Origin of the sequence: Pseudomonas sp. PA15(2017), from assembly GCF_001945395.1 — a bacterium.
GTDB lineage: Bacteria > Pseudomonadota > Gammaproteobacteria > Pseudomonadales > Pseudomonadaceae > Aquipseudomonas.
Map to the genome: position 1 here is coordinate 20,570 of NZ_MSXV01000022.1, position 9,642 is coordinate 30,211.

The window sequence follows — 9,642 nt, forward strand, 5'->3', positions numbered from 1 at the left end:
AACATAATTCATGCACAAGTGTGCGGCGCAGAAAAACCACCAGGGTTTGTTATCATCTGCCGCCTTGTCGTAGCCTCCCGTTCAGAGCCTTTTACATGCCCCCGTCAGATCGCAGCGCCCGCCTCCAAACACTTCAGCAAGCCCTCAAGGAACGCATCCTGATCCTCGACGGTGGCATGGGCACCATGATCCAGAGCTACAAGCTCGAAGAAGCCGACTACCGCGGCGAGCGCTTCGCCGACTGGCCGAGCGACGTGAAGGGCAACAACGACCTGCTGCTGCTGACCCAGCCGCAGATCATCGCCGCCATCGAGAAGGCTTACCTGGATGCTGGCGCCGACATTCTGGAAACCAATACTTTCAACGCCACCCAGGTGTCCCAGGCCGACTACGACATGGAGTCGATCGTCTATGAACTGAACGTCGCCGGCGCCCGCGTGGCCCGTGAAGTGGCCGACGCCAAGACCCTGGAAACTCCGGACCGTCCACGCTTCGTCGCAGGCGTGCTGGGCCCGACCAGCCGCACCTGCTCGATCTCTCCGGACGTCAACGACCCCGGTTACCGCAACGTCACCTTCGACGAGCTGGTCGAGAACTACACCGAAGCCACCCGCGGCCTGATCGAGGGCGGCGCCGACCTGATCCTGATCGAAACCATCTTCGACACACTGAACGCCAAGGCGGCGATCTTCGCCGTGCAACAGGTGTTCGACGAGGACGGCGTTACGCTTCCGATCATGATCTCCGGCACCATCACCGATGCCTCCGGCCGCACCCTGTCGGGCCAGACCACCGAAGCGTTCTGGAACTCGGTGGCCCATGCCAAGCCGATTTCCGTGGGCCTGAACTGCGCCCTTGGCGCCGCCGACTTGCGCCCGTACCTGGAAGAGCTGTCGAATAAAGCCGGCACCCATGTGTCCGCACACCCCAACGCCGGCCTGCCCAATGCCTTCGGTGAGTACGACGAAACCCCGGCGGAAATGGCGGCGGTGGTCGAAGAATTCGCCGCCAGCGGTTTTCTCAACATCATCGGCGGCTGCTGCGGCACCACGCCGGGGCACATCCAGGCCATCGCCGAAGCGGTCGCCAAATACCAGCCGCGCCCGATTCCGGACATTGCCAAGGCCTGTCGCCTGTCCGGCCTGGAGCCGTTCACCATCGATCGCCAGTCGTTGTTCGTCAACGTCGGCGAGCGTACCAACATCACCGGCTCGGCCAAGTTCGCCCGGCTGATCCGTGAAGAGAATTACACCGAGGCCCTGGAAGTCGCTCTGCAGCAGGTGGAAGCCGGCGCCCAGGTGATCGACATCAACATGGATGAAGGGATGCTCGACTCCAAGGCGGCCATGGTCAGGTTCCTCAACCTGATCGCCGGCGAGCCGGATATCTCCCGCGTACCGATCATGATCGACTCCTCCAAGTGGGAAGTGATCGAGGCAGGCCTCAAGTGCATCCAGGGCAAGGGCATCGTCAACTCGATCTCCATGAAGGAAGGCGTCGAGCAGTTCAAGCACCACGCCAAGCTGTGCAAGCGCTACGGCGCCGCGGTGGTGGTGATGGCCTTCGACGAGGTCGGCCAGGCCGACACCGCGGCGCGCAAGAAGGAAATCTGCCAGCGCAGCTACGACATCCTGGTCAATGTAGTGGGCTTCCCGCCGGAAGACATCATCTTCGACCCGAACATCTTCGCCGTCGCCACCGGCATCGAGGAACACAACAACTACGCCGTTGATTTCATCGAGGCCTGCGCCTTCATTCGCGACAACCTGCCCTATGCACTGAGTTCGGGCGGCGTGTCTAACGTATCCTTCTCGTTCCGCGGCAACAACCCGGTGCGCGAAGCGATTCACTCGGTGTTCCTCTACTACGCGATCCAGAACGGCCTGACCATGGGCATCGTCAACGCCGGCCAGCTGGAGATCTACGACGAGATCCCCAAAGAGCTGCGTGATCGCGTCGAGGATGTGGTGCTCAACCGCACGCAGGGCGGCACCGACGCCCTGCTCGCCATCGCCGACAATTACCGGGGCGGCGGCGCAACCAAGGAAGTCGAGAACGAGGAATGGCGCTCGCTGCCGGTCGACAAGCGCCTGGAACACGCCCTGGTCAAGGGCATCACCGCCTTCATCGTCGAAGACACCGAGCAATGCCGCCAGCAATGCACGCGCCCCATCGAGGTCATCGAAGGTCCGCTGATGAGCGGTATGAACATCGTTGGCGACCTGTTCGGTTCGGGCAAGATGTTCCTGCCCCAGGTGGTCAAGTCGGCCCGCGTGATGAAGCAGGCCGTGGCCCATTTGATTCCCTTCATCGAAGCCGAAAAAGGCGACAAACCGGAGGCCAAGGGCAAGATCCTCATGGCCACCGTGAAAGGCGACGTACACGACATCGGCAAGAATATCGTCGGCGTGGTGCTCGGCTGTAACGGTTACGACATCGTCGATTTGGGCGTGATGGTGCCGGCGGAAAAGATCCTGCAGACCGCCATCGCCGAGAAGTGCGACATCATCGGCCTGTCCGGCCTGATCACCCCGTCGCTGGACGAAATGGTCCACGTTGCCAAGGAGATGCAGCGCCAGGGCTTCAAGCTGCCGCTGATGATCGGTGGCGCCACCACCTCCAAGGCGCACACCGCGGTGAAGATCGACCCGCAGTACAGCAACGATGCCGTGGTCTACGTCACCGACGCCTCGCGTGCGGTGGGCGTGGCCACCCAGCTGCTGTCCAAGGAGCTCAAGCCCGACTTCGTGCAGCGCACCCGCGACGAGTACGTGGTGGTGCGCGAGCGTACCTCGGCCCGGGCGACCCGCACCGAGCGCCTCAGCTACGACAATGCCGTCGCCAACAAGCTGAAGTTCGACTGGGCCGGCTATAGTGCACCGCAACCGAGCTTTACCGGCGCCAAGGTGCTCGATGATATCGACCTCGATGTGCTGGCCGAGTACATCGACTGGACGCCGTTCTTCATCTCTTGGGACCTGGCCGGCAAGTACCCACGCATCCTCACCGACGAAGTGGTCGGCGAAGCGGCCACCAGCCTGTTCAACGATGCCCAGGCGATCCTGCGCAAGCTGATCGACGAGAAGCTGATCAAGGCCCGCGCCGTGCTCGGCTTCTGGCCGGCGAACCAGGTGCGTGACGACGATATCGAAGTCTACGGCAATGAGGGCCAGCCCCTGGCCACCCTGCACCATCTGCGCCAGCAGACCATCAAGCCCGAGGGCAAACCGAACCTGTCCCTGGCCGACTTCGTCGCGCCAAAGGAAAGCGGCGTCACCGACTACGTGGGCGGCTTCATCACCACCGCCGGCATCGGCGCCGAGGAAGTGGCCAAGGCTTACCAGGACAAAGGTGACGATTACAACGCGATCATGGTCAAGGCCCTCGCCGACCGTCTCGCCGAGGCCTGCGCGGAGTGGCTGCACGAGCAGGTACGCAAGCAGTACTGGGGCTATCAGCCGGACGAACAGCTGAGCAACGAGGAACTGATCAGGGAAGCCTACAAGGGCATCCGCCCTGCCCCCGGCTACCCCGCCTGCCCGGATCACACCGAGAAAGGCACGCTGTTCAAGCTGCTCGACCCGCAGGCCGACTACAACCAGGCCGGCCAGAGCGGCGTGTTTCTCACCGAACACTACGCCATGTTCCCGGCGGCAGCAGTCAGCGGCTGGTACTTCGCCCACCCCGAGGCGCAATACTTCGCCGTGGGCAAGGTCGACAAGGATCAGATCGAGCGCTATACCGAGCGCAAGGCACAGGATCTCGCCGTCAGCGAACGCTGGCTGGCGCCCAACCTGGGGTATGACGAATGAGTGAGCAACCTTATCTGCTCGATGGGCTGGAAACCGCCGACATGCTGGTCATCGACGACCTGCACGCCTTCGACTTCCAGCTCGATGAAGCGCTGCTCGACCAGGCCGACGCTGCGGCAGAAGCGGATCAGCCGTTCGCCAGCGAAGCCGTGGTGCTGTCCATCGAGGTCCAGGACGGCCGCGAACGCAAGCGCTGGCAGTTCAGCTACAACGCGGTGATGGAGGCTGAATACGAGGCTGGCGACGACAGCTGGTCGATCGACGGCCATCGCCTGACGTGTCTGGCAGCGGTCAGCGCTGACGGTGACTGATCTGGACCCGGCATGCCAATGAGCCTGGACACCCATCAATCCGTCTACCGGGAAAAGCTCATCGAGCACCTGTTCGTCGGCGAAATGCTCAAGCTTTCCTGGCTCGAGTACGGCGCGACGCTGGAAGTGTCCCACTCGCTGCTCGACCGTTCGGGGCACGACATCGTGCTGGAAGCCAATGGCGTGGTTCGCCACATCCAGCTCAAGACCTCGGGCATCTCGGCCGCCGCCGCCAGCCAGAACATTCATCTCGACCTAGCCCGCAAGCCATCGGGCTGCGTGATCTGGATTCAATTCGACCCCGTCACCATGGCATTGGGGCCATTCCTGTTCTTTGGCGGCCTGCCAGGCGAGCCGCTCGCTGACCTGCAAGGGCTGAAAGTGGCCAGGCACACCAAGGCCAACGTCGCAGGCGTCAAGGCAGAGCGGCCTAATATCCGCGTGGTGCCGCGAGCGCGCTTCGCCCGGATCGAATCCATCGATCTGTTGTACGCCAGACTATTTGGCTCGCCGCAGCGATAAGTGGCTTACCGAAGAAGCTCGCTTCAGGCAGCACTCATGAAAGATTCGAAGACGAGCGACGCACGATCTTGATCGAGTGCTTGAGGGTCGGCTTGCGCGTCACGCTGATCGCCTTGCGGGTCACGGTGTCGATGGTGATGTTCCAGAACCCGCTGCTGGGCACGGTGATCTTCGCCGGAAACTTGTCGAACGCGCCGCCATGATAGGTATGGCGACCGCCGTTCTTGAAGCTGCGAAAATTCGCATCGTTCATCAGGCGGATGTTGCAGGTTTGCGAGCATTCGATGATGACCAGGTCATCCTCGTTGAGGTGCTCGCGCTGGTGGATGTACTTCATCAAGCGCTCCTCGGGGATTTCAGGGCGCTAGCATGACTCACCAGCCGTCCGACAGCAAAGCCCGAGACCGATCGAGACCCAGATAACCGGCCAGGATGCGCTGCCAGCTGCCGTCACGACGCATGTCGGCAAAGGCCGCCGCCATCTGCTGGGATAACGTCTCTGCACCCTCGAGCTTGAGGCCCCCGGCGATATGGCTGCGGGTGCCGTTCAGGGGTTTGCCGAACACCAGCGGTGGCTCGGCATCCATCTCGCGCCACAGGTACAGGGCGCGCAGATCGATTTCGTACCAGGCCACTACCCGCCCGCTGTGCAACAGCTGCGCCGCCTGCTGTGGGTCGGTGACTTCCACGACCCGTTGATCACCCGTGCGGATGCGCTTGATCTCATCGGCACGCGGCGTGCCGGCCATCACTGCTACCGGGCCGGCCTGCAGGGCATCACTGAGGGTATCGAAGGGCCGATCGAGGCTGGCGATTGCGTAGGGGGTGGGCAGCACGTCAAGCAGCCAGACGAACCCCGCTTCGCGCTCGGGGGTGCGCCCCAGGTTGAGCACGATGCCACGGGGGTCGCCCTCCGCTTCGCTCAATACCCGCCGCCAGGGCACGCTGCGAAACACGCACTGCTGCGCCGTGCGCACACATAGTTCACGCATCAGCTCGCCGAACAAGCCGGCGCGCTTGGCGACACCATCGGCGAACGGCATCTGCCCCTGCCCGACATAGACGTTCAGCGGCTCGCTCTGCGCCGCGGCAGCGCCACCCACGGCGCCCACCAGCATGAGCATGCAGGCGGCGCGACGACCACGGGCCATGACCTCATTTATGCGCACGCGCCAATTCCATTCCGATCGCTGAACCATCAAGACGAGGCGCAGTGTGCATCAGCTCCAGGCAAATGCCCATCAGCCCAATGCCGTATCTAAGAACATCATCACAGCAAATCCGCCCATCAGCCCCAGCGTTGCCGAAGTCTGATGACCATTGCGGTGCGTCTCGGGAATGATCTCGTGGGACACCACGAACAGCATCGCGCCAGCCGCCAGACCCAGACCAATGGGATAGGCCAGCGCATAACTGCTGGACATGCCAACGCCCACCAGCGCTCCCAGGGGCTCCATCAGCCCGCTGGCCGCCGCGATCAGCGCCGCACGCAACGCCGAGACGCCGATGGTACGCAGTGCCAGGGCAATCGCCAGGCCTTCGGGAATGTCCTGAATGGCGATGGCGGTGGCCAGGGGAATGCCGACCTGCATGTCATCGGCTGCAAAGCCGACGCCGATGGCCATGCCTTCGGGCAGGTTGTGCAGGGTGATCGCGAACACGAATAACCACACGCGGCTCAGCCGGCTGCTATGCGGCCCCTGGGCACCCGCGCTTTCATGCTCGTGCGGGGTGAAATGGTCGAGCCCGAGCATCAGCAGCACGCCAAGGGCAAGGCCGAACACCACGGTCGCCGCGCCGCCCATGCCGCTGCCGGTCAGGTTCTCGGCAGCCTCCAGGCCCGGCAGGATCAGCGAGAAGGAACTCGCCGCAAGCATCATGCCCGCCGCGAACCCCAGCATGCTGTCCTGGGTTCTGACGCTGATGCTACCCAGCGCCAGGGCCGCGAGCGCACCCAGGGTGGTTGCTGCGAACCCCGCCCCGCCGCCATAGAGGGCATGCCGAATTCGCTCCGGATGCCCCTCTTCGAAGACGTTGGACAGGCTGCTGATCAGCAGCCACATCACCACCAACAGAGCAACTGCCAAACCGGCGGCGACCCAGGGCGATTGACGAACCTGGGACATCCACACTTGCAGCAAGCCGTTGCGCTCGGAAAGCGTTTGCATAGAACCTCGTTTATCGACGCGGAAATCGACTGGCGCAAGCCAGCCGTCTGTTAACTGCGACAAGCGGACCATCGCCGGTGTTTCACCTGGCTGCCCCCTGACATCGAGATACGCGAAAAGCAGCACCAAACGCCTCGGCGGTGCGGATGATTCTCAGTCCTCGACACCTCGTGAAGTCGGTTCGCCGGGTACTTTTGTGACGACGCACAGGCACAGTTATGCATGCTTTCTTGCTTAGTGCCAAAAGTTCTTTTCTTATATTCAAACATCACTTTTGCGCATAAACCTGAACTGGTATCGTGCCCCGGCTCCGCACAGGAGTGCGCGGCCGTGCGCGCAGATTTGCTGTAACAGGTCATCGAAGCATTGTGAGTGACGGCTTGCCAGGGCCACTCAGCGAACGAACACAAGTTCGACCACCGCTGATCCAAGCCGCACTGTCGCGCCGCAATCGCCTTTCATCGATCTGGCAAGCAGCCTGATAACAGGATTCCCATGTACGTATACGACCAGTACGACCAGAAAATCGTCGAGGACCGCGTCAAGCAGTTCCGCGATCAAACCCGCCGTTACCTCAGTGGCGAACTGAGCGGCGAAGAATTCCGCCCGCTGCGGTTGCAGAACGGTCTCTACATCCAGCGCTTCGCGCCCATGCTGCGCATCGCCGTGCCGTACGGTCTGTTGAACACCACCCAGGTGCGCAAGCTGGCGCAGATCGCCCGTGATTACGACAAGGGCTACGCGCACATCAGCACCCGCCAGAACGTCCAGTTCAACTGGCCGGAACTGGAAGACGTGCCAGAGATTCTCGCCGAACTGGCCACCGTGCAGATGCACGCCATCCAGACCAGCGGCAATTGCATCCGCAACACCACCACCGACCAGTTCGCTGGTGTGGCCAAGGACGAGATCGTCGATCCACGCCCATGGTGCGAGATCATCCGCCAGTGGTCGACCTTCCACCCCGAGTTCAGCCACCTGCCGCGCAAGTTCAAGATTGCCGTCAACGGCGCCGCGGGCGACCGCGCCGCCATCGAGGTGCACGATATCGGCCTGGAAGCGGTGAACAACGCCGCCGGCGAACTGGGCTTCCGCGTCGCCGTCGGTGGCGGCCTGGGTCGTACGCCGATCGTCGGTAGCTTCATCAACGAGTTCCTGCCCTGGCAGCACCTGATCTCCTACCTCGATGCCATCCTGCGCGTGTACAACCGCTATGGCCGTCGTGACAACAAGTACAAGGCGCGCATCAAGATCCTGGTCAAGGCGCTGACCCCGGAAGTGTTCGCCGAGCGCGTGAACGCCGAGTGGGCGCACCTCAAGGATGGCCCGACCACCCTGACCGAAGCCGAAGTGGCTCGCGTCGCCGCGCATTTCGTCGACCCGGCCTACCAGACGCTGCAGGATCAGGACGCGCAACTCGCCCAGCTCGATGCCGAGCACCCTGGCTTTGCCCGCTGGCGCCAGCGCAACACCTTCGCCCACAAGAAGCCCGGCTACGTGGCCGTCACCCTGTCGCTCAAGCCCACCGGTGTGGCCCCGGGCGACGTCACCGACAAGCAGCTCGACGCCATCGCCGACCTGGCCGATCGCTACAGCTTCGGCGAAGTGCGTAACAGCCATAACCAGAACATCATCTTCGCCGACGTCGAGCAGGCGCAGTTGTTCACCCTGTGGGGCGAGCTGCGCGACAGAGGTTTCGCCACCCCGAACGTAGGCCTGCTGACCGACATCATCTGCTGCCCGGGCGGCGACTTCTGCTCCCTGGCCAACGCCAAGTCGATTCCGGTGGCCGAAGCCATCCAGCGCCGCTTCGACAACCTGGACTACCTGTTCGACATCGGCGACATCGACCTGAACATCTCCGGCTGCATGAACGCCTGCGGCCACCACCACGTGGGCCACATCGGCATTCTCGGCGTCGACAAGAAGGGCCAGGAGTTCTACCAGGTGTCTCTTGGCGGCAGCGCTGGTCGTGATGCCAGCCTGGCACAGATCCTCGGCCCGTCCTTCGCCCAGGACGACATGCCGGACGTGATCGACAAGATCGTCAACGTCTACGTCGAGCAACGCACCGAAGAAGAGAGTTTCATCGACACCTTCCGCCGTATCGGTGTCGCCCCGTTCAAGGAGCGCGTATATGCAGCGAATCATTAAGAACGGCCAGATCGTCGACGAAAGCTGGCACCTGCTGCCGAAGGAAACCACCTTCGAAGAACTGTCCAACTGCGACGATCTGATCGTGCCGCTCAGCCTCTGGCTCGAACACGGTCACGCCCTCAAGGCCCGCGATGGTGGCCTGGGCGTATGGCTGGACGCCGAGGAGGAGATCGAATCGATCGTCGACTCGCTGGACGCCTTCCAGGTCATCGCCCTGAACTTCCCCGCGTTCACCGACGGCCGTCACTCGTCCTCCGCGTATCTGCTGCGTACCCGCTATGGTTTCAAGGGCGAGCTGCGCGCCATCGGTGACGTGCTGCGTGATCAGCTGTGGGCCCTCAAGCGTTGTGGCTTCGATGCTTTCGCGTTGCGCGAAGACAAGGACGCCGAAGACGCCCTGAAAGCCTTCGAGGAATTCTCCGAGGTTTATCAGGCCTCCGCCGATGAGCCTCAACCGCTGTTCAAGCGGCGCGCCTAGAAGCCTGCTCACGATCAGCTGCGCGTCGGCCCTACTGCGTTGAAACAGGCTCCAAGAATGCAAAACCCGCCTTTCGGCGTAATGCTGTTCACTTAAGCGGAGCAGCCTTACGATCCACTGGATATCGGGTTTTGGAAATCTTCACCGTCCTGGTTCTTCCCGGCCTTGGACGGTGATCCAGAAACATCCCTCCG

General features: G+C 62.6%; 8 protein-coding genes. 5 read left to right on the forward strand and 3 right to left on the reverse strand.

Annotated features, from left to right (window positions below):
- The first annotated feature begins 95 nt into the window (after nucleotides 1-95).
- From metH to BVH03_RS08270, 3 genes are read left to right on the forward strand one after another with little or no spacing between them, the layout of a single operon-like run.
- Nucleotides 96-3,812 (forward strand): methionine synthase, encoded by a 3,717-nt coding sequence (gene metH, locus BVH03_RS08260; RefSeq protein ID WP_075960714.1) that lies wholly within the window; start codon nucleotides 96-98, stop codon nucleotides 3,810-3,812.
- A complete protein-coding gene (locus BVH03_RS08265) occupies nucleotides 3,809-4,123 on the forward strand; it encodes a DUF5629 family protein (RefSeq protein WP_075960715.1) in 315 nt (104 codons plus the stop codon). Before metH ends, BVH03_RS08265 begins: the two co-directional genes overlap by 4 nt.
- A gap of 12 nt (nucleotides 4,124-4,135) precedes the next feature.
- On the forward strand, nucleotides 4,136-4,645 hold the full coding sequence (locus BVH03_RS08270) for a hypothetical protein (protein WP_256574657.1): 510 nt from the start codon (nucleotides 4,136-4,138) through the stop codon (nucleotides 4,643-4,645).
- Nucleotides 4,646-4,679: 34 nt separating this feature from the next.
- Here the strand turns inward: BVH03_RS08270 and BVH03_RS08275 are convergent, their stop codons facing one another.
- The 3 genes from BVH03_RS08275 to BVH03_RS08285 all read right to left on the reverse strand — a co-directional run bounded on the left by BVH03_RS08275 (nucleotide 4,680) and on the right by BVH03_RS08285 (nucleotide 6,813).
- Entirely contained in the window at nucleotides 4,680-4,982 is a 303-nt protein-coding gene (locus BVH03_RS08275) for a DUF1883 domain-containing protein (protein ID WP_075930334.1), read from the reverse strand.
- A 37-nt stretch (nucleotides 4,983-5,019) separates the two neighbouring features.
- A complete protein-coding gene (locus tag BVH03_RS08280; protein WP_168175604.1) occupies nucleotides 5,020-5,814 on the reverse strand; it encodes an ABC transporter substrate-binding protein in 795 nt (264 codons plus the stop codon).
- A 72-nt stretch (nucleotides 5,815-5,886) separates the two neighbouring features.
- Nucleotides 5,887-6,813 carry a ZIP family metal transporter gene (locus BVH03_RS08285; RefSeq protein ID WP_075960718.1) on the reverse strand — a complete coding sequence of 309 codons (927 nt, stop codon included), beginning with the start codon at nucleotides 6,811-6,813 and terminating at the stop codon, nucleotides 5,887-5,889.
- Nucleotides 6,814-7,308: 495 nt separating this feature from the next.
- Here BVH03_RS08285 and BVH03_RS08290 point away from each other — a divergent pair, with 495 nt between their 5' ends.
- Nucleotides 7,309-8,967: a nitrite/sulfite reductase gene (locus BVH03_RS08290; RefSeq protein ID WP_075960719.1), complete on the forward strand. Its 1,659-nt coding sequence runs from the start codon at nucleotides 7,309-7,311 to the stop codon at nucleotides 8,965-8,967.
- Nucleotides 8,951-9,448, forward strand: a complete 498-nt coding sequence (locus BVH03_RS08295; RefSeq protein WP_075960720.1) for a DUF934 domain-containing protein — start codon at nucleotides 8,951-8,953, stop codon at nucleotides 9,446-9,448. Before BVH03_RS08290 ends, BVH03_RS08295 begins: the two co-directional genes overlap by 17 nt.
- Nucleotides 9,449-9,642: the final 194 nt, after the last annotated feature.

What these genes read in the sequence shown, in the direction of transcription:
- BVH03_RS08285 (WP_075960718.1), bottom strand. Translation starts at nt 6,813, where the DNA reads ATGCAAACGCTTTCCGAGCGCAACGGCTTGCTGCAAGTGTGGATGTCC.
- metH (WP_075960714.1), top strand. Translation starts at nt 96, where the DNA reads ATGCCCCCGTCAGATCGCAGCGCCCGCCTCCAAACACTTCAGCAAGCC.
- BVH03_RS08295 (WP_075960720.1), top strand. Translation starts at nt 8,951, where the DNA reads ATGCAGCGAATCATTAAGAACGGCCAGATCGTCGACGAAAGCTGGCAC.
- BVH03_RS08290 (WP_075960719.1), top strand. Translation starts at nt 7,309, where the DNA reads ATGTACGTATACGACCAGTACGACCAGAAAATCGTCGAGGACCGCGTC.
- BVH03_RS08265 (WP_075960715.1), top strand. Translation starts at nt 3,809, where the DNA reads ATGAGTGAGCAACCTTATCTGCTCGATGGGCTGGAAACCGCCGACATG.
- BVH03_RS08275 (WP_075930334.1), bottom strand. Translation starts at nt 4,982, where the DNA reads ATGAAGTACATCCACCAGCGCGAGCACCTCAACGAGGATGACCTGGTC.
- BVH03_RS08270 (WP_256574657.1), top strand. Translation starts at nt 4,136, where the DNA reads ATGCCAATGAGCCTGGACACCCATCAATCCGTCTACCGGGAAAAGCTC.